At 43.5% G+C, this 25572-nt stretch carries 22 protein-coding genes; 17 read left to right on the forward strand and 5 right to left on the reverse strand.

Annotated elements, in window-relative coordinates; translation table 11 throughout:
• Positions 1-16: 16 nt before the first annotated feature.
• Positions 17-2077 carry a beta-galactosidase gene (locus ACFP56_RS18225; RefSeq protein ID WP_379237226.1) on the reverse strand — a complete coding sequence of 687 codons (2061 nt, stop codon included), beginning with the start codon at positions 2075-2077 and terminating at the stop codon, positions 17-19.
• A 139-nt stretch (positions 2078-2216) separates the two neighbouring features.
• Between ACFP56_RS18225 and ACFP56_RS18230 the strand changes: the two genes are divergently transcribed.
• From ACFP56_RS18230 to ACFP56_RS18255, 6 genes are all read left to right on the forward strand, one after another.
• Positions 2217-3071 (forward strand): EamA family transporter, encoded by an 855-nt coding sequence (locus ACFP56_RS18230; RefSeq protein ID WP_379237228.1) that lies wholly within the window; start codon positions 2217-2219, stop codon positions 3069-3071.
• Positions 3072-3117: 46 nt separating this feature from the next.
• The gene (locus ACFP56_RS18235) at positions 3118-3723 is read left to right on the forward strand and encodes a nitroreductase family protein (protein WP_379237230.1); all 606 of its coding nucleotides are present in this window, start codon (positions 3118-3120) and stop codon (positions 3721-3723) included.
• Between the two features lie 14 nt (positions 3724-3737).
• Positions 3738-4670, forward strand: coding sequence for an AEC family transporter (locus ACFP56_RS18240; protein WP_379237232.1), 933 nt, complete (start codon positions 3738-3740; stop codon positions 4668-4670).
• A gap of 154 nt (positions 4671-4824) precedes the next feature.
• Entirely contained in the window at positions 4825-5586 is a 762-nt protein-coding gene (locus ACFP56_RS18245) for an SDR family NAD(P)-dependent oxidoreductase (protein WP_379237234.1), read from the forward strand.
• Between the two features lie 42 nt (positions 5587-5628).
• The gene (locus ACFP56_RS18250; RefSeq protein WP_379237236.1) at positions 5629-6720 is read left to right on the forward strand and encodes a LacI family DNA-binding transcriptional regulator; all 1092 of its coding nucleotides are present in this window, start codon (positions 5629-5631) and stop codon (positions 6718-6720) included.
• 419 nt (positions 6721-7139) lie between these two features.
• On the forward strand, positions 7140-8864 hold the full coding sequence (locus ACFP56_RS18255; RefSeq protein WP_379237238.1) for a methyl-accepting chemotaxis protein: 1725 nt from the start codon (positions 7140-7142) through the stop codon (positions 8862-8864).
• Between the two features lie 149 nt (positions 8865-9013).
• On the opposite strand, the gene ACFP56_RS18260 is transcribed toward ACFP56_RS18255, so the two are convergent.
• Entirely contained in the window at positions 9014-10015 is a 1002-nt protein-coding gene (locus ACFP56_RS18260) for an aldose 1-epimerase (protein WP_379237240.1), read from the reverse strand.
• 150 nt (positions 10016-10165) lie between these two features.
• Entirely contained in the window at positions 10166-10498 is a 333-nt protein-coding gene (locus tag ACFP56_RS18265) for a LytTR family transcriptional regulator DNA-binding domain-containing protein (RefSeq protein WP_379237242.1), read from the reverse strand.
• Between the two features lie 173 nt (positions 10499-10671).
• Here ACFP56_RS18265 and ACFP56_RS18270 point away from each other — a divergent pair, with 173 nt between their 5' ends.
• The 7 genes from ACFP56_RS18270 to ACFP56_RS18300 all read left to right on the forward strand — a co-directional run bounded on the left by ACFP56_RS18270 (position 10672) and on the right by ACFP56_RS18300 (position 16910).
• A complete protein-coding gene (locus ACFP56_RS18270) occupies positions 10672-11901 on the forward strand; it encodes an MFS transporter (protein WP_379237244.1) in 1230 nt (409 codons plus the stop codon).
• Positions 11902-12216: 315 nt separating this feature from the next.
• Positions 12217-12633, forward strand: a complete 417-nt coding sequence (locus ACFP56_RS18275) for a hypothetical protein (RefSeq protein ID WP_379237246.1) — start codon at positions 12217-12219, stop codon at positions 12631-12633.
• Between the two features lies 1 nt (position 12634).
• Positions 12635-14026: a right-handed parallel beta-helix repeat-containing protein gene (locus ACFP56_RS18280; protein WP_379237248.1), complete on the forward strand. Its 1392-nt coding sequence runs from the start codon at positions 12635-12637 to the stop codon at positions 14024-14026.
• A complete protein-coding gene (locus ACFP56_RS18285) occupies positions 14023-14703 on the forward strand; it encodes a nitrous oxide reductase accessory protein NosL (RefSeq protein ID WP_379237250.1) in 681 nt (226 codons plus the stop codon). The genes ACFP56_RS18280 and ACFP56_RS18285 overlap by 4 nt, the downstream gene beginning before the upstream one ends.
• Positions 14704-14766: 63 nt before the next feature.
• The gene (locus ACFP56_RS18290; protein WP_379237252.1) at positions 14767-15588 is read left to right on the forward strand and encodes an ABC transporter permease; all 822 of its coding nucleotides are present in this window, start codon (positions 14767-14769) and stop codon (positions 15586-15588) included.
• Positions 15581-16348, forward strand: a complete 768-nt coding sequence (locus ACFP56_RS18295) for an ABC transporter ATP-binding protein (RefSeq protein ID WP_379237254.1) — start codon at positions 15581-15583, stop codon at positions 16346-16348. Before ACFP56_RS18290 ends, ACFP56_RS18295 begins: the two co-directional genes overlap by 8 nt.
• Positions 16338-16910 carry a TlpA family protein disulfide reductase gene (locus ACFP56_RS18300; RefSeq protein ID WP_379237256.1) on the forward strand — a complete coding sequence of 191 codons (573 nt, stop codon included), beginning with the start codon at positions 16338-16340 and terminating at the stop codon, positions 16908-16910. Before ACFP56_RS18295 ends, ACFP56_RS18300 begins: the two co-directional genes overlap by 11 nt.
• 41 nt (positions 16911-16951) lie before the next feature.
• On the opposite strand, the gene ACFP56_RS18305 is transcribed toward ACFP56_RS18300, so the two are convergent.
• Both ACFP56_RS18305 and ACFP56_RS18310 read right to left on the reverse strand, forming a co-directional pair.
• The gene (locus ACFP56_RS18305) at positions 16952-17767 is read right to left on the reverse strand and encodes a sensor histidine kinase (protein WP_379237258.1); all 816 of its coding nucleotides are present in this window, start codon (positions 17765-17767) and stop codon (positions 16952-16954) included.
• Between the two features lie 77 nt (positions 17768-17844).
• A complete protein-coding gene (locus ACFP56_RS18310; RefSeq protein WP_379237260.1) occupies positions 17845-18507 on the reverse strand; it encodes a response regulator in 663 nt (220 codons plus the stop codon).
• A gap of 201 nt (positions 18508-18708) precedes the next feature.
• On the opposite strand from ACFP56_RS18310, the gene ACFP56_RS18315 reads away from it, so the two are divergent.
• From ACFP56_RS18315 to ACFP56_RS18330, 4 genes are all read left to right on the forward strand, one after another.
• Positions 18709-19965 carry a mechanosensitive ion channel family protein gene (locus ACFP56_RS18315; protein WP_379237262.1) on the forward strand — a complete coding sequence of 419 codons (1257 nt, stop codon included), beginning with the start codon at positions 18709-18711 and terminating at the stop codon, positions 19963-19965.
• A 187-nt stretch (positions 19966-20152) separates the two neighbouring features.
• Complete coding sequence (locus ACFP56_RS18320; RefSeq protein WP_379237264.1) at positions 20153-21103, forward strand: copper amine oxidase N-terminal domain-containing protein; 951 nt, start codon at positions 20153-20155, stop codon at positions 21101-21103.
• On the forward strand, positions 21103-23340 hold the full coding sequence (locus ACFP56_RS18325) for a hypothetical protein (protein ID WP_379237266.1): 2238 nt from the start codon (positions 21103-21105) through the stop codon (positions 23338-23340). Before ACFP56_RS18320 ends, ACFP56_RS18325 begins: the two co-directional genes overlap by 1 nt.
• 13 nt (positions 23341-23353) lie before the next feature.
• Positions 23354-25572, forward strand: a 2219-nt coding sequence (locus ACFP56_RS18330) for a hypothetical protein (protein WP_379237268.1), incomplete at its 3' end; no start/stop codon positions are given.

Raw genomic sequence — 25572 nt, forward strand, 5'->3', positions numbered from 1 at the left:
ATCATTCCTCCCGACATTATGCTTTGCGCAAAATGAGCACATCATAGCCTGCCAGCTCTAGTTGACCGTCTATGGTTTTCCCAGATAGCAGCTCATAAGCAGGCTCATGCAGCGTGATTGCAGCAGGCTGCTGACTGTAGTTCAGGATAAAGCAATATTGTGCAAGCTCATTTCCTCTAATAGACAGCTCTACTTGCTCAGGCAGCTCCAGCCATGGAGCTGGCGTGCTTACAACGTCCAGTTGCTGAAGCAAGTAGCGGGCAATTTCCTCACTGAACACTGAGCCGTAATACCACGCAGTGCCTTTGCCGAATGCATTGCGTGTTAATGCTGGCTTGCCTTTATAATAATCTTCATTATAGACGGCTATGACGTCAACTGTAGAAGCGTATGGTTCAATTATTTCATTAAAATATGACGTGGCGAAGCTTGTGCTCTGATCATCAGTGCACACAATGCTAACTGCCTCCCTTGTTCCTTTCACAACGGTGTATTCTTCAAGTGTAATACCTGCAAGTGTGCTCAGCACACCCGGGAATGGCAGCATATAGCAATGGCCACGCTGGTCCTTATAGCCCGAACGGCATCCAAAGACAATGTGTCCGCCGCTAACTACATACGCTTCCAGCAGCTGTGCCGTTGCCTTCGTCATAATGGCTGGATGCGGATATACAAGCAGTTTGTAGCGCTGCAGCTCAGCCAGTGTTGTTTCCTCGTTTATGTACAGCACATCGCTTGGAATATGGGTACGCGTCAAAGCTTTGAACCATTCTTTTCCGCTTTTCCAGCCGAAAGGTCCGTGCCATACATCATATTCTCCGTCCCATTCATTCGTATAATCTCGTACGATTGCAACATCAGCCTGAACCGTTGTACTCGCTATAAGATCACTAATGTGCGCCATTTCCTTTGCAACCTTTTCCGCTTCAGCCAATCTTCGATTCGGTGTATTGCCGTAATCATTAAGACCATGCCAATAGATTTCCTGACCAAAGGTTGCGCTTCTCCAGCGGAAGTAAACAACGAGATTGGCGCCATGCGCAATCGATTGATAGCTCCATAGTCTTAATTGACCTGGACGAGGAGAAGGCATATCCATTTTGTTGACCCAGCCGCCTGGTCCGGCCTGCTGCTCCATGATGCAAAATTGTGGAGAGATTGATCGAACAGTGCTCAGTGTCAGACTCCATGAGCGGTCCTCAAGCGAACGAGCTTCATTCGCGTCATAGAAAATCGTAGAAAATTGCGGGTAGGAATCATAGCTGAAAAAATCAAGCAGCTCCTTAGTCAGCTTGTGGCTGTCCAAATGCCCAAACAGTCCATTAGTTGTAATGAAATGATGCGGAGCATGCTCGGCAATAATGTCCGCTTGAATTTTGGCAAAGGCAATGACGCTGTCGGATATGAAGCGTTTCTCATCTAATGCCAGATGTGGATTCGGCTGCTTGCCCCCAGGGACAAGTCGTGGCAAATATACTTGGCTCCAGCTTGAATAGGTTTGGCTCCAAAATACAGTTCCCCAAGCATCATTGAGCTTCTCCAGCGTGCCATAGCGCTGCTGAACCCATGCACGGAACGCTTCATGGTCAGATTCGCTGTAAAACTCGCCAATTTCGCAATTGAACTCATTGTCCAGCTGCCAGCCTACAACAGCAGGGTTGTCTTTATAATTCAGGACAAGTGCCTCAGTAATTGCTGCACATAGACGATGGTAGGTTGTGCTTGTATAATTTGTATGACGTCGCAGGCCGTGATTCAGCAGATGCCCTTCTACGGTTGCGTTCAGTACCTCTGGATATTTTTCAGTCAGCCATGCAGGCGGTGTGGCAGTAGGTGTTCCGATAATGACCTTCAGGCCATGCTTATGCGCCAGCCTAAGCATATAATCAAAATCCTTGAAATAAAAATTCCCCTCTGTCGGTTCGAATATCGACCAGGCAAATTCGCCAACTCGAATAAGATTAATCCCCATATGCTTCATGCGGATCATATCGTCTTCCCACATTTCTTCAGGCCATTGCTCGGGATAATAGCATACGCCGAGCATAAGCTGATCGCTTAGATTAAGCTTTTTCATTGTCCTTTTTCTCCTTCCCCGCTTGGAAAAATGCTTAGTTTGATTGTATCGGTCACAGCAGACAAATACAACAATTCATTGAAACATTGCATGGTGGGAGATAGAATAGAGCCATATGTCATAATTGAAAGGAACGAACATGTGGTTATTATATGCACTATGCGCTGCGCTCGCGTTTGGCATTAGAGGCAGCTTGTATCATTGGACCAGTACATTGGGACTTAGCCGCAACATCATGCTATGCGGTGTTTTTGCTTCGGGTGCTCTCATTAATGGAATAGCTGCCATTATAACCGGAGCAGAATGGAATACAGCCTCGTTGATCGGACTGCAAATGGGCTTGTTTTCATTTGCTGCAAGTGCTTGTATGTATCAAGGCTTCGCAGTTGGCAAAGCTTCACTTATCGCAATTCTTTCGGCGCTTCCGCCTGTTGTCGTGGTGCTCGTTGCTTATATGATATGGAATGAGCAGCTGCACGCGATGCAATGGCTGGCATTTGTCGTGCTGGTTTGTGGCGTTCTTATTATTCGCTACTCAAATGATCTGTCCTGGCGCAATCTTCAGGGGGCTCAATGGGGCATACTGACGATGCTGTTTTTTGCAGGCAATGACTTATCCACGAAGTGGTCAACGCTGGAAGGTGCCAGCGCGTTTCCAACATTAACGAATATGTTCGTGATGGGCATGACGTGCTTTGCACTGTTGGCGTTGCTCGATGAGCGAAAGACACAACAAACCGTCTTTGTATCAAGCAGAAAGCGAACGTTTGGAATCGGCCTCGCTGTGGGCATTACGAATTCAGTCGGCATGATCCTAATGATAAAGGCATTTGGCTTAGGCATGACAGGGCTGGTTTCAGCGATTGTCGCTATGAATGTTGTAGTCATCTTGCTTTACACGCGTTTTTTTGCGAAGGTGCCATTTACAAGGCTTGAGCTCGGCGGCATGGGGCTAGCGTTTGTTGGAGTGTTGCTGATTCATTTATTTAAGTGATATAGTAAATAAAAAAACTTTAGTTGTAAAATAAGGAGGAAGTCCAATGAGCCATACTATGAACGAAGGCTATCATGATGAGGTGCTTCAAGCGCGTCAGCCTCAGCATGGTGTCGATCCATTATTCGTGAATCGCTGGTCGACTCGCGCTTTTCAACCCTATACTATCTCCCAGCAGGAGCTATATGCGTTGCTGGAAGCGGCGCAGTACGCTCCGTCTGCTAACAACATGCAGCCATGGCGATTTTTCGTTGCTGCTACCGAGCAGGAAAAAACATTGTTTCAATCGTTTATCATGCCGCGCAATCTGGTATGGTGTAAAAACGCCTCGGCTTATATTCTGCTAGCCTCAGATTCATTGACACCAGACGGCAATGAAAATCGCATGCATGCGTTCGATACGGGTGCAGCCTGGCAGTCCATTGCACTGCAGGCAAATATGCTTGGACTCTCTACGCGTGCAATGGGAGGCTTCGAGAAGGCTGCAGCAATTGAAAAGCTGGCCATACCGAGTAATCTGCATCCGCAAATCGTTATCGCAGTAGGCAAGCCAGGCAGCCTGGAGCAGCTTGATGAGTCTTTCCATCCAATGAATAAACCAACACCACGTAAGTCACTTGACGAGCTCATAGTGCCTTACGAGGTTAAATAGGCAGAACAGAAGACATGAGTATATTTCTGCATATTTTATTAACTAATATAATGCCGATGACTATTATGATTGCCATCGGCATTACTTTGGAGAGAGTTTTCCATCTTGATATTAAAACATTGTCAAAGCTAAACTTCTATCTGTTTTCGCCAGCAATCATCTTTACGTTGCTATATGAAACCGCGATTGCGGCAGAGCTGATTGGGAAAGTGCTGTTGTTTTTCTTTATTTTTATGATCGTTCAATACCTCGTCGTGGAAATCGTCGTTCGACTAAGGCGATATTCGCCGACTATGCGTAGTGCGATGCGCAATAGCGTATTGTTTTACAACAGCGCCAATTATGGGATTCCGCTTAACCAGCTTGCTTTCGCGGGCAACAAAGAAACACTGGGCATTCAAGTCATTATTATGATGTTTCAATCGCTGGTCCCAAACACATACGGTGTTTATAGCGTAAATTCTCACCGATCCAATATGAAGGCGGTATGGAAAACAATTTTTGGCATGCCAGTCATCTATGTGATTCCCATTGCCTTTTTAATGCGAGGCTTCGAGATCCCGATACCTGATCCGATTCAAACTCCAATCAATTATATTTCTGATGCCTTTATTGGAACCGCATTGCTTACACTTGGTGTACAACTGGGGCAAATGGAGTGGAAAATATCACGCTCGCTTGCGATAGATGTCAGCATATCAGGCATTCTGCGGCTTATCGGTGGACCTGTGCTTGCATGGCTCGTCGTTACGTTGTTAGGCATTGAAGGCTTGACCGCGGCGGCGCTTATTGTGTCTTCCGCTGTGCCTACTTCACTCAGCAGCGTGCTGTTAGCTGTTGAGTTCGACAATGAAAAGGAATTTGCCTCGCAAGCCGTTTTCGTATCCACCTTGATTAGTATCGTAACGGTTACGGTGGTCATCTTTGCTTTGAATCTTCAAGTTTAACGCCCTTATATAAATTCATCATCTCATGCTGTCATTTGCCTTAAGGCTGAATGACGGCTATTTTACTTTCTGTTGCAAATTGATAAAAATAGCATGATTAATGTTAGTGAATATGGTAGCATATGAACTAACAAAACTAAAAAGGAGTACGTGTATGGAGCTGAGATTGAATGGAAAAACCGCCCTGATCACAGGTGCAACAGGAGACCTAGGAAGGGTGATGGCCAAAACGCTGGCAGCATGCGGAGCCAATATTGTCGTTCATTACAATTCGAATGCTACTAAAGCAAATGAGTTGAAAGCGGAGTTAGAGTCATTAAATGTTAAAGCGGTGTCGGTACAGGCAGACATCACGAAGCAATCTGATATCGAGCAGATGTACAAGCATATTAAGGAGCAGATTGGTGAGGTACATATCGTTGTCGCAAATGCAGTCATTCAATATGAATGGACTTCGATAATGGAACAGAATCCAGAGGATTATCAGGGCCAGTTCGATTCCTGTGTAATGCAGAGCGTATATTTGGCTAAAACATTTATTCCTGATATGATTGCCCGGAAGGAAGGCCGCTTTATTGGCATTAATACAGAGTGTGCGATGCAAAATGCACCTACGCAATCGGCATATGTAGCGGGGAAACGTGGCATGGACGGTATTTATCGTGTGCTTGCCAAGGAAGTCGGCGAGCATGGCATTACAGTGAATCAAGTCGCACCAGGCTGGACAATTAGCGAACGGGATCGCGAGGCAGGCTCAGAGATCAATGAGGGATATAGCGCCTCAGTTCCGCTTAAGCGGCGTGGTACTGATCAGGAGATTGCTAATGCGGTCGCATTTCTGGCATCTGATCTATCAAGCTTTATTACAGGAGCATATATTCCTGTCAATGGCGGGAACGTGATGCCTGCTATCTAATAATGAAATCATATAATTGTGCATTAAGGTGGAATGTTAAGGATGGCAAAAAAGGTAACGATGCAGCAAATCGCCAATTATCTAGGCGTATCCAAATTTGTTGTATCGAAAGCGCTCTCCGGGAAAGGGGGCGTCAGTGAAGCGACGAAAGAAAAAGTAATCGAGGCTGCAGCTCAGCTTGGCTATTTCGCACAGCGTCCATCAGGAAAGCCGCCCAAGCAGGAGAGGATGAATGCTGCGGTAGAAGGAATGAAGCAATCTGTGCTGGTGCTTATGCCCAATATACGCTTTCAGACGAAGGAGTCTCTCTATTGGGGAAGAATATTGGACGGCATATCGGCCGAGCTGAATAAACGGGGCATCGGCATGGTCATTTTGTCGGAACAGAATGCCGAGCATTTAACTGGCTTGATTAATCCTGACGCCATAATGGGCATGATCGGGGTAGGGGAAATTTCCTCCGAAATGCTGCTCGATATTCATCGTCTAGGCATGACGATGGTGCTGGTTGATCATGAAAACGATCTGCTTCCACTTGACAGTATTTTCGCAGACAATTTTGAGGCGGTGTTTCGCTTGACGAAGCAGCTGCTGGCAATGGGCAAGGACAACATAATGTTTGCTGGAGATATTCAGTTTTCTCGAAGCTTCTATGATCGCTTTCTCGGCTATCGAGCTGCTATTGAGTTGACGACAGGAGGCAGTAATCGTCCCGATACTGTCAAGTTATCCAATTATGGTTTGAATCACAGTCTACTTAAGCTTGATGGCTTTGAGACTGAGCATTTTATCGATTCATTCCGCAGATGGCTCAAGGAGTTGCCGGAATTGCCTCAAGCTGTCATATGCGCGAACGATAAAATTGCTTTAGGTCTTTTGCATGTACTGAAGGAAAAGGGGATAGATGTTCCGCAACAGGTGGCTGTGACGGGCTTTGACAACATCGAGGACTCTTATATGAGTGAGCTTCCGCTTACGACGGTGCATGTGCCGAAGGAAATGCTAGGAAAGAATGCTGTCGAGCGATTAATTAATCGCTTGCAGCATCCAGAGGAGCCAATAGTAAAGCTGCTTGTGAAAAGTGATATTATCTATCGCGAATCAACCTTGTTAAAGGTCGAACGCTCAACTTAGCATCAATAACAATAAAACAAAAAGACGCTTCTTAATAAGGATGAACATCCCTTTGTTAAGAAGCGTTTTATATTGCGCGGAAAAAGTTAGATTAGGTTTGGGCTCAGGCTGCTTTCAGATTAATGCTAACGTAGCTGTCTAGATGCATAGGATCGCACGCCATCTCGTGGAGCGCATCTTTATCATCTAATCTCTTATGGGTGTGAAATTAATAGTGAAATATGATGCGAAAGTTACTATAATAGGAAATACGTCTGTACATAAAATGATTGATTTTAGGTGGCTAATTACCTATAAACGGTGCTTTATATCATACTCGTAGTAAATTTCGATATTACGCTTGCAGCTTTCAAATTTTCATAGAGTTTTCTATGTTTAAATACATCAAAATGGAAAGACAACATGAAAGGTAGGACAACATGATTAAGAAACGAATAATGAATCTAAACATTTCATTTAAGCTTATGGTTTTGATCATCTTACTGCTAGGCTTTAATTTGCTGCTTGGAACAGTTGGTCTTCTAGCTGTTAATAATATAAACAGCAATGCAAGAGAGATGTATCAGCAAAAAATGATGGCCAATGAGTATATTAGTCAGTTGATGACAACTAATGTGCAGCTGGAATCGGCAGAGCTTGAGTTGGTTCTTGGTACAATCAATGTGGATGTGGCGAAGCTTGAAGGAGTTATTGCAGAGTTGAACCAGCAATCAGAGGAGCTCCAAGCCAAAATTGAAACGATTGCGATGACGGAGGAAAGTAAGGGACTCTACGCCTATTATACTGAGCTTGCGAGTACCGTTAAGGATGAATTTTTAAAGGTTCGTGAGCGCATGGAGGATGGGAGAAGTCTGGAGGCATTTATTTACTTCAACAACCGCTTAAGCGTGCAGCGGGACGGCATGATTGCCACGTTGCAGGAAATGAAGGAAGTGAATTTGGAGGACGCCCAAAGCTTTAATGAAAACAATCGGCAGGAAGCAAGCAACAATCGTCTACTGATGGTTATTACGCTGCTGGTTGTAGTAGGCATTGGAGCAGCGTTCGGCTATTACATTTATGTGACGATTAAACAGCCAATTAATAAGCTTATCTCAGATATGAAGAAAGTAGAGGAAGGCGACCTCACCGTAAAAAATGATTATACGTGGACGAATGAATTCGGAGAATTGTCCAGCAGCTTCAATAACATGGTTGCATCCTTAAATGGGATCGTTACGAAGGTGTCTGCTCATTCCCAATCTGTTGCAACAAGTGCAGAGCATCTGCTTGCGTCGTCCGAGCAGACAAAGGAACATACTGATCATATTGCAGGCGATGTTAGGCATATTTCAGAGCAAGCATCTACTCAGCTCATTCATGTACAGGAATCAACGCGCTCAATGGAGGAAGTTGCAACAGGGATTCAACGAATCTCTGAATCGGCGTCCAATGTTGCAGATATTGCAGCTACAGCGACAGAGCAAGCTCATCATGGTCAAGCTCGTATGAATGCCATTACGACACAAATGAATACGATTCAATCAGGAGTGGAGCTAACTAGTCATGTGATTCAAGCATTTGCCGAGCAATCCGAGGCTATTAGCAAGTCTGTTATTTTTATTCAGGAAATTTCAGAGCAGGTCAATTTGCTAGCGTTGAACGCATCAATCGAAGCAGCGCGTGCAGGCGAGCATGGCAAAGGCTTTGCCGTTGTAGCGAGTGAGGTACGCAATCTCGCAGATCATTCTAAGCAGGCGGCATTAAGTATAACGAAGCTCGTCAATGAGATGCAGAAGAAATCAGAATCTGCGGTAGACGTAGTAGGTCGTTCTCAAGAAGAGATTCAGCTAGGGAAGAATGAGGTTGAACAAACGTACCAGCTGTTTGAAAAAATAGTAGAGTCGATCACGATAATCAACGCCCAGTTACAGGAGGTTTCTGCATCTTCTGAGCAAATGTCTGCCAGCTCGGAGCAGGTTACGGCGGCACTATTGGAAATGACACAGCTTTCTGGTGCCAATGCGCAGCAGGCAAAGCAAGTGTCCAATTCAACAGATGAGCAGCAGAAAATTATGCTTTCCATGAAGTCGAATCTGCAAGACTTAACGAATATAGCCATTGAGCTGGAAAAAGAAGCAATGCGATTTAAAACGAATGCATAGTGCTTGATTCAATAGAATTAGCTGGAGTAATTCAAGTGCTAGCATGAACGGAGTATATCTCATGCAGGTAACAGCATGTAAAAAAAGCCAAGCAGCCGTCCCGATAAGCGACAGGCTGCTTGGCTTTTATAATACATGAACAAACTGGATTACGCTTTAATAATATAGAGACGGCTTGTTTCTTCCCAAATTTGGCCCGGCTCTAGCGTTACCAAACCGATTTCTTCGGCTGGCAGTGTGCTGTTAGGCGCATTAACCAGGTTCAGCTGAGGCTCTGGACAGAAGAATTTTCCACCTGCGTTATTGTTCCAAATCATCCACTGCTTGTACGCTGTCCCTACATCATAAATCAGCTTTAAGCCAAGACGATTGTCGGTTAGCTCCATCATATTGCGACCATTTTTGGTGCTGCTAGTATAATGATTATCCATTGCTTCCCAGAATGGATTAAGACCAGTTGTGCTCATCTTCGCTTCTTCAGCTGTTAGCGGCTGGTAGCGGCCAGTTGGAAGCATTCGTTCATTAAGCTCCCAGCGGTCTTTGATTGTTAGCGAGTACGTGTAGTCCTCAGAAGTGCTGCCTTCTGCAAACGGTGCATTGATCGCAGTATGGAACGCAATCATGCATGGCATAGCAGATGGACCGTGGTTATGTACAATCACTTGTTGAGATAAGCCAAGATCACTTAATGAATAGCGAAGCTTCAGCGTAAATTCATGCGGCAAGTATTGATAGATGTCATGCTCTTGATTAATTGTGATGCTGAGTACCGCATAGCTTTCAGAAGAGGTCACATTATACTCCTCGACTTGCCAGCTTGCTGTATGGAAAAATCCATGCAAGTGATTGCCTGTTGCGGCTTCATTTACAGGGAATTGATAGCTGACGCCATTAAATGTGAATTTGCCATCCTCATAGCGGTTTGGCGGGAAGAGAACAGGGATGCCATGAACGCCGGGATTGGCTCGGAAATCGTTCATTTCGTCAGCGGCTGGCTCTCTTAAAATCGTTAACTTGCGCTCGTGGTCGCGAAATGCGATAAGATTGGCACCTACACCAGGTAGAATTGCCGCTTCATATTGTCCCCATTCGAGCCAGACTGCGGACTCGTCGAAAAATTGCCCTTCATAGGCTTTTCCTTTTGTCGTCATGTGAATCCTCCTTATTATGAAAGCGTTCAATCATAGTAACAATAAGCTGTGCAAGCATTGCACATATGCTTTAGCATATCAGCATTAATGCAAACAAACAACCGCTAATCCTAATGAATCCGGAATTAGCGGTATGAGATGAAACATGCGTTATGACAGCGCTAACAGCTGCTTAAGCTTTTGTTCTGTCCGCTTGCTTACTGCCAGCATTTTTGAGCTTTGCTGATCGCTAGCGAAATAAACCATACCAGATATAATAGATCGAATGCAAGAGAGATTGATGTAGCAGGAGGAACTAATCGGGTAGTAGCCTTTACGCTTTACCAATGCCTTTAAATCTTTCGGCGAAAGCTGAACTCTTCTGCTATAATGGTGTGCATGCAGGCTGACCAGTCCTTCGGCGCCGATTTTGAAATAAAGAATTTCCTTATCGAGGTCGAAATCTTCATACATCGTACGTTCGTTCAATGCAACACTCAACATTCGAATACCCCCTTAGATACATGAACAACTGAAATGTTAGCGTTTACATTATATCATAAATATCCATAGGTTGGAATGGGTATGGCAAAATTTCATTGTAGCGTTCGTATGTGTATGATATGATCAGTTCGTGATTGTTTTAGTCCTAAAATAAAACACGGAGAGAGAAATCTATGAACTCAAGTAAAAGCCACGGGGCATCGGTTAAAGCGACAGTAAAAAGCCTGACCGTCTATTCTATCTTATTTGCTGTTAGTGCCGTACATATGCTGAATGATTCCATGCAGGTTGTAGTTTCGGCATTGTTTCCAATTTTTCAATCTTCCTTACAACTAAGCTATGCGCAAATTGGCTGGATCGCCTTCACACTGAATATGACCTCATCGGTTATGCAGCCTATTGTTGGATCATGGTCGGATCGCAGGCCTATGCCATGGCTGCTTATTATCGGCATGATGTGCAGCATGATCGGGATCGCAGGCTTATCTTTTGCGCCAAACTTTTGGATTGTCATATGCTGTGTAATCGGAATAGGACTTGGATCAGCAGTCTTCCATCCGGAAGGCTCGCGCGTCGTTTATCTGGCCGCAGGAAATAAAAGAGGCTTGGCACAATCTATTTACCAGGTTGGTGGTAACTTTGGCTCCTCGCTTGCACCGCTCATGACGATCTTCATTTTTGTTCCGCTGGGACAAAGGGGTGCGATATGGGGAACGCTGCTAGCGGCGACTGCAATCGGAATTCTATTGTACGTTGTGCCTTGGTATTCAAGACAGCTTGCACAGCATGGAAACGTTCCGAAAAAGAAGGCTGCTCAGGTATCAATTGATAAGCCGAGTATTCCTAGCAAGGTTGTCTATATCGGTATCGGAATTTTATTGACGATCGTATTTGCACGGTCATGGTACAGCGCAGCGATTGGCAACTATTATCAGTTTTTTGCTAGAGAAGCATATAATTTGACGATTCAGCAGGCGCAAATACCACTGTACTTATTTATGATCTTTGGTGTTGTTGGGACGTTTTTTGGCGGGATGCTAGCGGATCGCATCGGTAGAAGAACGATGATGATTAGCTCACTAGTAGGCTCCATTCCTTTAGCACTCCTGTTGCCTCATTTGCCGCTGGCGTGGATTTATCCTGTAATTGCATTGCTAGGATTGATTCTGCAATCAGGCTTTTCAGTAAGTGTCGTCTATGCGCAAGAAATTATGCCTGGCAAGGTAGGTACGGCTTCAGGATTGGTTACGGGCTTCGCCTTCGGCATGGGGGCGGTAGGTTCTGTTGTACTGGGCAGTGTAGCTGATGTCAAATCGATGGAATTTGTGATGATTGCGACTAGCCTACTTCCTTTGATCGGATTGCTTTCGTTTGTATTGCCGAAGGATCGGGCAAGAGACTAATTAGAGATCCGAAAGCTTATACGCTCAATACGCTCAAGCATCAAGACTGCAACATAAATGCGTCAATATGAATGTAACAACTGAAAAACGGACGTTAGCATACAAGAAATAAGAGAACCTTAGCGGTATGGCATGCATCGATTGATGCTGCTATCAGCGAAATGGGTTCTCTTTTTTGTGGTTGTGTAATGCTAGCAGCAAATGTCAAAGAACTTACACAACTTTCAGCTAAATATAGCTCGATGTAGTCATGCTGCCTCTATGCAAGGTGGATATACTAGTGAGTAATTTGGAGAAAGTGGTGAGGGTGTGCTGATGGCGAGAACGAAGGCCTATCGAATCCTTTGTATGCTTGTATTGGTTAGTGTTTTGCTTGGATGCGCAGCAGGCTGCAGCAATGAGCAGCCGATGCAGGATGAGCTGGAGCTAATGCCTTTTCGAGAAGTGGAAGCTGAGCTAACAGCGATTCCTGAGCAGCCTGTTGCTGGGGAGCCTGCAACGGTTAGAGTTAGGCTGCTGGAGGAAGAAAAGCCAACTAACGGAATGCGCATTGAGTTAAGAAACAATGCAAGAGAAACCAGGCTGTACGATGCGAAGGAAATAGAAGTGGACGATGTGACCTATTACGAGATTGAAGCTGTATTTGAGAATCAAGGAGAAAACCTTGTCACTCTTCATTTTAATTTGGACAGCTATCATATTATGAGCAGCCTAAGAGTTGAGGTGAAGTAAGTTGAAAAAATGGAGCTGGGCGTTGCTCTTATGGCTGTCATTGCTTGTTATTGTAATGCAGATTCCTGCGGATATCGTATATGGCGAAGAGCCGAAAACGAGAGGCTACGGCAAGCTTCCGGAGTCGAAGCTATTCAGGGAGGAAACCAGCTATACCGATATACAGCCGCTAATTGATGCGACGCCTCCGAATGGAGAGCTTCTGTTAGAAGCCGGACATTATATTGGACCACTTACAGTGTCACAGCCGATTCGAATTAGCGGACAAGGCGCAGATACCATATTACATATTACGGAGGAAGGGCAGACGATTGTTTTGGATGCCAGTTTTATCGAGCTAAAGCATATGGTTATATCAGATGAGCGGGATGAGCCTATTGCTCCTGTTATTGCAAGCAGCCAGCAGCAAGGACTTACAATGGAGAATTTGCAGATTAAGACAATGGCAACCGCCTTTGAATGGATGGAAATCAAGCAAAGTCGGATCGTCGATACGGAAATTGTCTGGAACGGCAAACCTTCCGTTAGACGCAGTGCTCGTGGCAATGGCATTTATTTGCACAGCAGTGACGACATTGCGTTTTTACGGAATTCAATCCAGGGGATGTATGACGGGATTTACTCGGAAAGCAGTGAGCGGCTTGTCATGCGAGAGAATACAGTTCGCAATTCGCGTTACGCCTATCATTTAATGTATGCCAAGCAGGCAGATCTCACGGACAATACGAGCGAGGGCAATATAGTAGGACTCATGATTATGACCTCAGATAATGTGGTGCTGCAGCGCAATCAGCTAACGAATCATCAGGACAATGCCAATGCGGGTGGAATACTGATCTATGATGTGTTGAATGCGGAAATATCTTACAATAACGTGGCTAAGAATCGCATTGGCATAAATATCGAGCGAAGTGAATCGATCAAGGTCCATCACAATGTATTGCAGCATAACTTTGTCTCGCTTCAGCTTCAACGAGCTGACGAGCTGTTCATTGAACATAATGATTTTGTCGGCAATGTAACAAATGTATGGGATGACGGCAGCAGCGTGCCTACGATTCGATACAATTACTGGGATACGCTTCAGGGACTGGATTACGACGGAGACGGCTACAGTGAGCTGACGTATTCCAGCGCCCCATTCTTTCTAGCGTTGATTGAACGCAGGCCAAGCTTTCAGCTGCTGTTCGGGACCCCAGGGATTGCTTTTATTGAGGAGCTGTATTCTGCGCAGCGTGAGCAGTGGAATGCCGATTTGTCGCCAAGTATGGTCATGAATAGACCGGCTATGGATGAAGCGAGTCGACTGAGCTGGGGAATGCTGCTGTCATGGTTAATGGCAGGTGCTGCAGCTGTATATATAATGATAAAGATGAGGAGAGAAGAAGGATGAAAAAATGGACATGGTTAGGAACGGTTATGTTGGCTGTTATGTTAGTAGCGGCAGGTTGCGGTAAGGAGGAATATCCTCCAGTACCTATCAATGAAGAAGTGGATCGCTGCGAAATTTGCAATATGGCCATAAAGGATGATGCTTATGCGACTCAGCTCATTACGAAAGAAGGACAATCGCTAAAATTTGATGATTTAGGCTGCCTAAATGAGTGGCGTGTAGAAAATGGAACCGAGCGTATTGCGTCTACTTACGTTCGCGATTTCAATAGTATGGAATGGATCAAATACGATAAGGCGTATTACGTCTATGATGCGACAATTCAAACTCCGATGGCGTATGGCATCATTTCGTTTGAGACAGAGGAAGCAGCAAACCAGTATATTAGCGAGCATGGAGTCGGGACGTTAATGGATGCAGATACTTTAGCGAATCATTCCTGGGCAGTGAACCGAGATATGATGGGTTCTCACTCTCATGATCATGGAGAAGATCATACACATGGACATTCGGAGGACGCTGATCATGACGGCGAAGTGGAGCATGGTGTAGAGCATGGGGATCATGAAGCAGAGCAGCATGGCACAGAGGGTCATGGAGAAAGTGGAGCCGAGCATGGCGCAGAAGGTCATGAAGATCGTGAAGCGGGGCATGAGCAAGACGCACATGGTGCATAAGGCGATCTACGACACTGATACAGGCGGGTAAGTTTGTGGAAAGTTAGGCTGGGGGAGACCGTAATGAATCATTTTACAACGATTATGAAGCGGGAGCTGAAGGTCGGCTTCCGCAACCCGTGGGCATATTCATTCCTTGCGTTGTTTGTTGTGTTTATGCTCAGTATGTTGCTAATAAATCAGCAGGGCTATACATCCGGATACTCGGGCGTAACGGGCATGCTGATGAATTTAATGCTTTATTTACTACCCATTATTACATTAATGCTGGGGGCCTTCTCCATTACAGGTGAAAAAGAGGACGGAAGCGCGGCATTGTTGTATACGTATCGATTAAGTATGTCAAGCTGGCTTGGCGGTAAATATATCGGTTTATTTCTAGTGCTGCTAACCATTACCACTATTGGATTCAGCATTTCTGGTGCTGCGAGCAGTCTGTCGTCTAGCGGATTTTCACCATCAGCCTTCTTGATATTGTTTTTATTCTCCGGCTTGCTGATTGCGACATTTTTAGCAATCGCGATGATTATAGGTGCCATAGCTTCCACACGTTGGCAGGCGCTAACGTATGTTATTGGGGTATGGTTCTTCTTGATCATAGGCTGGTCTCCGATTATGATCGCACTGCTCGGACAGCTGCCTTATTTATGGATAAAACCAATGCTTACGGTATTAACCTTTATTAATCCTGCAGAATGGATTAGGGTATACATTATTACCGCTTTGGGCGGAGGAACGATCGTTGGTCCAGAGTATTACAGCTGGGTAACCTGGATGAAGGACCCGTCAGGGCATATTGCATTTGTTGGACTGACATTTCTCTATATATTAGGATGTCTATCACTGGCCGGCTGGCTGTGGAAAAGGAGGAGGAAACGTGGCTAATAACGTGCAGCTCACGGAAAAGCAGAGCGGCTTGGAGCTCGACAATATATCAAAAAGCATTGGGCAAAAGCAGCTTGTTGCTCCACTCACACTCTCTCTGTCGGCTGGTAATATCATAGCGCTTTGCGGGGGCAATGGTGCAGGGAAAAGCAGCATTATTCGAATGATTGCCGGATTAAGCGAGCCTAGCACAGGAACGATAGCCTTGCATGGCAAAAGCATCAAGGAGGAGCCTGAGTCATATTATGCAGCGCTTGGCTATATGCCTGATGATTATCAATTTACAGGCAGCTTTACTGCATTTGAATCGTTAAAGTTTTGGGGAGAATTGAAGCAACAGCCCATGAGTCGAGTACGTGAGCTATTGGAGCTGGTTGGCTTGAGCGAGACAGGCAGAAAAAAAGTGCACCAATTTTCCAAGGGCATGAGACAAAGGCTGCTGCTTGCCCAAGCGTTGTTAAGCAATCCGTCATTACTGCTGCTGGATGAGCCGACTAATGGATTGGACCCCTATTGGATGAAACGCTTCGTATCAATCATTCATGAAGCGGCTAACCAAGGAGCCATCGTATTGTTCTCAACTCATCAGCTGCAGGTTGCAGAAGCAGCAGCTGACCATATCGTATTCCTCGATCAAGGAGAGATTAAGCTGTCAGCCAGTTATGCGGATATTGAACAGCAGTACGGAGAGCAAGGGCTACAGACGGCATATGAGGCAATATTTTGGGGTGAGGAAGGACCGATGAGACGTGTACGATAATAGTTTTTCTCAAAAATTTTATCGGAGAACACGAAAGCTGCTGCAACTTGCTATCGTAATTTTGACTATAGTAGGAATAGCGGTAGTTGTGTGGTTTCAAGCGCAATCGGCAAGTAAACGACCTGACATTGTGAAGGTCGGCGATAAGCTGCCTCAAATTGAGCTGTTGCAGCTGGATGGAGCGCCAGTGACGCTGGATGCTGCAACGAACGGAGCGATGCTCATTAATTTATGGGCCAGCTGGTGCAAGCCTTGCATTAATGAGCTTCCTCTGCTGAATGATGCGCAAGCATTTGCCCCGAATGTCTCATTCGTCGCTGTAAATATGCAGGAAGAGCTTGAACGCATTAAGCCGATGATTGAACGGTACGATCTTACGATGCAAGTGCTGCGTGATGAACAGCTCGCATGGAAGCGGGCATTAGGCGTGCAGGGATATCCAGTTAGTGTGTTAGTAGATGCGAATGGGATCATTCAGCATATTCATGTTGGTGCTTACACGGAAATCGAGGAAATTTTAGCGCATACTGCGAAGCTTGCTTCAATGATGCAAGATGAATAAACTAAAGTCCAGCAAAAGGAGAGGCTCCTCTTGCTGGACTTTTACATGTGCTGCTGTATGCGGAAATACGTATGATCTAATTTGCGCTCGATGTCAAAGTGCCAATTCCAGTTTTGAGCACGCTCCTGCACCATAGCTAAGCCAAATTGTTCGCTTCTGCTCAAATTTTCATTATCGAAGCCAACGCCGTTATCCTTCACACAGCAGTACCAACCTTTTTCAGTTGGGAAGGCATCTATCCAAATGTGATCGGCATCCGCATGCTTTTTTATATTGTGAAGTGCCTCGCGGATCGAGAGCAGCAGATCAATTCGTTCTTTAAGTGGCAGCAGCTCATCTTCAAGCTTCCATCGCAAATGAATGGTGACATCCATCCTGAGCGAAAGCTCGTCCAGAAATAGCTTAAGCTGCTCTTCCATACGAAGTCCCTGAACTTGAATAGGAGAACGCAAACTGGCTATCGCTTCCCGGACATATGCGTTCGTTTGATGTACCTGTGCTTTGAGCTTGTTGTAATGCTCCTCAGATTGCTCGCGATGCGCTTGCTCGAGCTGCACATTGAGTAGAAACAGAGACTGCGCAATGCCATCATGAAGCTCAGCCGCGATATGTTCTCGTTCAAGCAGCACGTCCTGCATCGCCTTTGCTTCTGTCAGCTCCTGCTGACTGCGCTCCATAATCGAAAATAGCTTTGTAAGAAATACGATTGTGACAATAAAGACGATAATCGGCGAAAGCAGGTTGCCAAGCTCCATCGAAATATAAGATAACAAAAACTCATGACGAATATATTCCCATAAACCAATCGTCACAGTTGGTATAATTAGAATGAGCCATTTGTTTAATTTGTAAGACATCGTGATCTCCTATATCTAATAGCAATTAGAATTGTTGATTGAGAATGATCCTTTGTAATTGTCGCTGATAACTTCTCTTATTGAAACGGCTGATCATTCATCCAGCCCTTTTCGTAGGCATATCGTGTAAGCTGCACGCGATTGCTGAGATGAAGCTTTTGCAGTATGTTCTTTAAGTGGTTTTTAACAGTATGCTCGGAAATATCGAGTTGTGCTGCAATTTCTCGATTGACATGACCTTTCGCAACGAGTCGCAAAATTTCATGCTCGCGGGCAGTTAATGGATGCTCATCCGCTTCAGAGCTACGATTAGCCGTAAATTCCTTGAGCATGCGAAATGCGAGCTCTTTCGTGACAGGAGCTTCATCAAGGGCAACGGCATGCAAATAGTGAAGCCACGCGCTAGGCTGCAAGTTTTTCAGTAAATAGCCTTGTGCACCGTATTTGATCGCTTCAAATAAATGAGTAATGTCATCAGATACCGTTACGATAATGATCTTGATATATGGAAAGCTGTTTTTAAGCCGTTTGGTTGCTTCCAGTCCACCCATACCCGGCATCTGAATGTCCATAAGAATTAAATCTGGCATATATTGCTCGGTTAGCGCAATGGCCTCCTCGCCAGAGGAACCTTCGGCAGCTATTATAAATAGAGGATCCTGCTCTATTATTGTGCGGATTCCTTCTCTAGCATGCTCATGATCATCAATGATTAGCATACGGCAGCTTGTAGTTGACATTGGCGACTCCTTTCTATGCTATAATCATAGCTATTATAGCACGTTGTGTTGTTCAAAAAATGACTACAAAGAGCTATCTGGATGACGTGAAATTGGGGTTCACGTATAAGTTATGTTAGAATGATAGACGTGTGGATCTCACACTTTCTATTCAAAAAGGGATCTATTCGAAATAATTTTCGGTCAGTTAAGGAGGCGCATATGAAACAAAATATTACAGATTGGCTTATAGGGCTCGGATTAGAGCAGGGAACAGCTGGGACGCTGACAACGATCATCTTAATACTTGCTATTACCTTGATAAGCATAATTGCGAACTTTATTACGAAAAAGGTCGTTCTCAAGTTCATTACCTTCTATATTAAAAACAATAAAATACAATGGGATAACTATCTGTTGGATCGAAAAGTATTTCATAGGCTTTCTCACATTGTTCCGGCCATTATTATTTATTTTTCTGCCAATTTATTTCCTAATTACGCATTTCTAATCGGAAAGGGAGTTAGTGTATACTTAATTGTTGTCATCTTGCTTGTTATTAACGCATTTCTTAATGCGATTCATGATTTCTATGTTACGCTTGAAATTAGCAAGACAAGACCGATTCGAGGCTATATCCAGGTCGCAAAAATAATCCTTTTTATTATGGGGGCAATTCTACTAATCTCCAGTCTGGTAGGCGTAAGTCCATTGATTTTGCTGAGTGGTCTCGGCGCGTTATCAGCGGTAACGATGCTGGTGTTCAAGGACTCTATTCTCGGACTAACAGCTGGCGTATTGCTTACAACCAACGATATGGTACGTGTAGGTGACTGGATTGAAATGCCGAAATATAGTGCGGATGGAGACGTAATTGATATTTCTTTGAACACCGTAAAGGTACAGAACTGGGACAAAACGATTACATCGATCCCGACGTATGCACTCGTTTCGGATTCATTTAAAAACTGGAGAGGTATGCAAAGCTCCGGGGGGAGACGGATAAAGCGAGCATTCAGTGTGGATATGAGCAGTATTGCGATATGCACTCCGGAAATGCTGGAGCGATTCAAAAAAATACATTACTTAAAAGACTATATCGAACAAAAAGAGAATGAAATAGAAAAGTATAACGCAGAGCATAAGGTAGACCGCTCCATTAAAGTAAACGGAAGAGCACTTACCAATATCGGGATTTTCAGAGCCTACATTCAACAATATATTGAAAAGCATCCGAAAATTCATAAAGAAATGACATGCATGGTACGCCAGCTTCAGCCCGAGGAATCAGGATTGCCGCTTGAAATATATGCATTTTCTAGTGATATCGCTTGGGCTGTCTATGAAGGCATACAGGCGGATATTTTCGATCATATTCTTGCGGTTGCACCTGAGTTTGGCCTTCGTGTGTTCCAGAAACCAACTGGGCATGACTTGAAAACAGGGCTGCAAGCCGATAAATCGAGAGAATATATGTAGGTACTCGCAGAAAACTCACAATTTTTGAAATGAATCTAGAAATAATTGGGTAAACATGCTATAGTAGGAATACGAAGAAGCACTTCCAGAAGAGGGAGTGCTTTTTTTGTTATGGATCAGTTTAGGAAGTAGTTTAGGAAGTAATGATAGAATAATATAAATTAGATGAAATTGGAGCGTGATCGGTATGAAAAAAGGATTTGCAATGTTGTTAACGTTAGTCATGATGATGACAATGATAGGGAGTGTGTCTGCAGCAGGAAACAATGTTCCCACCTTCAAAGTAGATGGACGGATGTTTGTTACGCCAACTGGTGAGCCACAGCCATATATTAATAAGGATAACCGCACGATGGGATCGCTGCGACTTATTGCTAATGCTGTTGGAGTAGAGAGCAAAAATATTAAATGGGATAATGCGAAGCAAACGGCAACGCTAGTGCGCGGTGAGAATACGGTTTCGGTCACTGTTGGTAAAAAGGCGATTACGGTGAACGGAAAGTCCGTTACAATGGACACCGTAGCTGAAATGAAGCAAGGTCGTGTGTTTATTCCAGCGAGGTTTATTGGGCAGGGGCTAGGGGTGACAGTGAAGTTTGATGGTGCGACAAATAGTGTACTGTTCCTAACGAAAGATGCTAGTGAAGTTTCTTATGATAATTTTGAGGATATGGGATTTAAGCGTTTAGTTAATGTGCCGTTTACGCAAGAAACAACAGATGGATTAAAACTGACGGTTCATAGTGCTTATTTGTATAAAACATCATCTGCAGAAGCAAAAGCATTACAGAAGAAATATGATTTTTATGATTACGATAAGGCGACAGATATTCTGTTTTTGAACTTTACGCTAGAGAACAATACAGGGAGAATTGTTCAAGAGAATTATCATGATATGAATCCTAAGATGTTTTCCATGAGTAACATGGGGATGCGAATGGAACAAGCCATTTCATCAGTTTATACAGGAAATAACAATGAAATCTATATTAGAGACTATAGACTGGAAAATGGAGAAAGAATTACTAGCAATATTGCCTTTCTAAATGTAAAAGAATTGGAGATAGATTTTGTTGGAGTTGGAGTAGGTTTCAAGGCTGGAAGTAACTATCAACGTATTGCGGAGAAGGTGAACTAATGATTAAGCGATTATGCTTAAGCTTGTTTATTGTAAGTTTATTCATTGGTCTTTTACCATTCCAGCAAGCCTTCGCGAGTAATCAGCATACCTCTCAACCACCATATGAAGTGAAAGAGGAGATACTAGATCAAAACACAAAGGAATACACGATTAAATTTCCAGAGGATGCATCGATGGTGCTCTATCAAGCTGGCACGTATAGCTATACGGGCAAGGGGAAAATCATTCAGTTTACACCAGATAGAGAAAAGCGTGAAATTAAAGTTGTCATTCAAGGTGAAAGTAATGCTGGTACGATTGATGTCAAAGGGTATTATACCGCAGATAAAGATCGCTTAAGCTCCAACCCAGGCAACGCCATGTGTCGGTACAGTGATGGAATCGATTGGCAAGTCGCTACCTACAATTTGAATGACGGTGTTTTAACGCAAAAAAGATATTCCAGCTCTTTGCCTGTAACTACTGGTGCGTCCATTCCACCGACCAATATTCCATACGGCAAAATAAACAACATTACGACGTTCGTACAGCCTGAAATTAACGTTGCAGCTACGGTATGGCTAGATAGCAACGATAATGTGATTCCAAGTAATAAAATTGATTATTCAACCGTTGTGCTGCCGAAAAATCAGATTTATCCAATCATAGGCACGCCTGCTTTTATAAAAAATCAAAGCTATGATGAGAAAAAACCTGAAATCGGTGTGCAGTATACGCCAACAGAAAGACCGTTGGATCCATTACGAGACATTAAGACAGACAACCCCGCTTTTCTAACAGGACATGCAATTTGCAAAATGTACCCAGTAACCATTGAATATGTGCTTTCTGCAAAAGCTAAGTTAACTGGCTATTCATATGGTGGAAACATTACTTTTCAATATATTACATTAGATGAACCAGCCTTAATCGGTGAACTGATTGCAGATCCAAACAGTGTGAAGTTCACCGATAAAGACATAAAGGTTAACGTTACGTTGAATGCCGAAGTCGTTAATTTAACGAAGCCAGGCGTGCTGCGTGATTATCGTATCTACTTGCGAACCGAGGACGGAAGCCAAAGCGCACCGATGATTAAAGTGTCAGCAAACGGAAAAACCAACGTTTCGGGCAGCTATGAATTCATGATACCCAAAGAAGCAATGGTAGGAAAAGAAGATATAACGCAAGTTTTCAATGGACGAGCCACCGTAGATTTCAAAACAGGTGAATTGTACAAAGGGCAGTTAAATACTGGCCTACTATCGGCCAATACATATGTATATAAAAACCCTCCTAAACCCCCTGAACCAGAAGTGCCAAAACCACAGTTGATCCCCCCAGTTGCTGTCATAGACGGCGCATCAGAAGTGAAATTAGGCGATTATATACCCTTCCATGGTTTTTACTCTTACGATCCAGATGGAACAATTGAAGCATACCGTTGGAAAATGCCTGGCGCACGACAGCCCAATATAGAGCTGGATAAATATGACCTGAATTATGGTGAGGTGCAAGCGTGGTATGACAAGCTCGGCCCACAGCAAGTTCTACTGTATGTCAAAGACAATGATGGGCTGCAAGCAGGAACCTATCATTCGTTCAATGTCATTGAACCGACTGTAGAAGCTGGCATAAGCCAAACGGGTACATTAAAGGAAAATCGAAAAGTTACCTTTACTGAAAATTCTGATAGTCCAGTAAAATACCCTGTTATCGATGCAAAAACACGATGGACAATCGAATCGGAAGATGGCAACTTAAATGATCAGATTAAATATGCTGGATCCTTAAATGGGAAGAAATCAATTGATGTGCTATTCAAAAAGGCGGGCAGATATAAAGTGACACTATCAGTGGAAAACACCGCAGGCTATACAAGTACGGTAACAAGAATTTATACGATCAAGCCCGATGAATCACCATATGTGAATTTTGAGTTTCAACGCAAAATATATCGTGATCCCGAAAAAGGAAATATTGCTACTTTTACTTTGAAGGATCGTTCTTATTCCTATGACGGTGACACGATAGCGAAGCGAAATTGGTATGTGATATTTGATGCCAATAACGATGGTGTATTTAATGAACCGCGTGTATTATTCGCAACAGGTAATGAAACGGAAGTGGAATATAGAGCATCGAGTGTAGGACAGTACCGTTTTCTTCTTGAAGTGCAAGAGGAATTTGGACAGCCAACGATTGATTCGTTTGTAACGAGTAATGATCGTAAGAAAGCAAATACATGGCAATAGGGAGAAGGGTTTTATGAAAAAAATAAGTTTGTATCTTCTTACATTACTTCTCTTATTAACTTCAATACCAACGGGCTATGCAATCGAGAAGGGAGACGATCAGGGGGAAGTCCTTAATCTTCCCCCTTTTGTTGACTTTGAGATCAAAGAGAAGCGTAAAGTAGATGTAATAGTGGATGTGGGAAACACCTCAAAAACAATGGATGAAATCAATAGTTTGGTTAATGAAGTGCTGCGACCAGCACTTGCAGCAGATGGTCTGGATTATAAGATTCATGTGGAGAAATCGAGTGAAGGTAAAACGAGACAGTACTATGGTCTTTATGAAGCGAATTCATTATCATCTTTGTTTGATAGACCACTAGGGCTATATTATTTTGATGTAGAAACTGGGGAAAATGTAAGGGTTTCAGACACAGCATTGGATATTTATTCTGCATACTTGGGAAATGCATATATGCTAGAAGACGAAAGAACTATAATATATTCTTCAAGTAGTTCACCTATTAGAATAACTCATATATCTGAATTTGACCCCAATAAACTTAAATTTGGAACTATACAACTCTCAAAAAATGGAGTTTGTCCCTCGGATGGGAGTTTAGCAGATCCTTCTCAATGGATGCAAATAAGTACTACCGAATATGGTGAGACGTCTGGAGCGCCTATTGGGACCTATCGTAATGACTTTACTATTACTGCTAATGGCGAATTGGCATTAATTACTAATGGATCAAGTAGTTATGATTGTAATAGACCAATGTATCAGTTAGCGGTCTTAGATAATATAAATGAGTTTGTACAAAAGCTGGATATGGAGCAAACAGAGTGGAAAGATTCAATACATACTGGTAATGGTAGTCCTTTTGGTTTTCCCTATTATGTAGCTACTAATTCTTTTAGAAACGTTGCTTTTAGATTCTATACCACTCATAATCACAACGATCTTTGGGGGGAGACAACCAATGCAAAACGATCTAGTAAGGCTTTTATAACAAAAGATGGCGGCCTTTATATAACCTTTCTAAACAACCTAATTCGCTATTACGAATCGTTCGATGCTTATGTGCAGAGTCAAGGTTTAATTCAGCCTGACCTAGAATACTCTTATAATCGTAGTTTAGGAAGTGATGTGAGGTGGCAAACATTCTCATGGCGATACAATGGATCCCATCCCGCTGTTAGGAGAAACACGTATAATGTTTTGTATGAAACCAAACTGAATCCGGCTACTGAGGACCTCATTTTTCGGGAGGTTATTGATTTTTCACACAGTAGCTCTCACATTTATACTCTATCTAAAATAAATAAAAAGACAGGAGAGTATATAAGAGGTACTACAAACAAGGATGCGAGAGCCGGCAGCAGTCTTTACAGACCAATAACAGCTTTTCAGCAGTGGTTAATTATGCAGGATGGGACTATCATAGCACCGAGTACTCATTACGCAGATATGCAAAGAAAAATAGTGTTGCTATCAGATGTTGATGCAGAGCCTGTTTTTATAGAGTTACCGGAAGATGCCCCGTTTCGCCCAGCACAAATGATCAGTAGTCTAGGGAGATATATTATTTTTCAAGGTGATAGTAGTACAGCATTTTTTTATAGCTTTAACATAGATACATTGGAATGGGCGGTGGCAGCACCATACATTAGATCAACAGGAAACAATAAGAATTATGCAGGCATGATTTTCTACCCAGATTTTGTGTCTAGTGAGCGGCGCTATATGATAGACATTTTGCAAGAGAATCTAGTCCGTTCCGATGCGGAGAAGTATTATATCCGCATAGATGATACTGTATTGTCGCAGCTTAATAATCCAAAAGCATTAGCTCACTTAGCAACAGAAATGCTTGCGCAACAAATGACCTACATCTCACTAGGTACTACGTCTAATGAAATACTGCACAAACGTCTTTTAACAACGATAAACAACAAAGGACGTTTTATCAACAATTCCAATCAGCGTGCAGCTATGACACAAGCTGCAGACTTAATAACCAACCGTAAAGAAGCAGAAGTTCATGTGCTCATGGCCAACGAAACAATACCTCTAAGTACGATAAAAAGCAATTTGGCTGTTATGCAAGCCGAACTGCAAGCAGAAAATATTTTATCAACTGTCAACTATATTCAAGGTACGTCTACCTCCAAGCTGTTTGAGCTGGTTAACCGCATTGAGTGGAACGATGATCGTAACAATTATGTGGTGATGTTCAATCGAGGAAG

This window comes from Paenibacillus septentrionalis (genome assembly GCF_042659865.1).
Classification (GTDB): Bacteria; Bacillota; Bacilli; order Paenibacillales; family Paenibacillaceae; genus Pristimantibacillus; species Pristimantibacillus septentrionalis.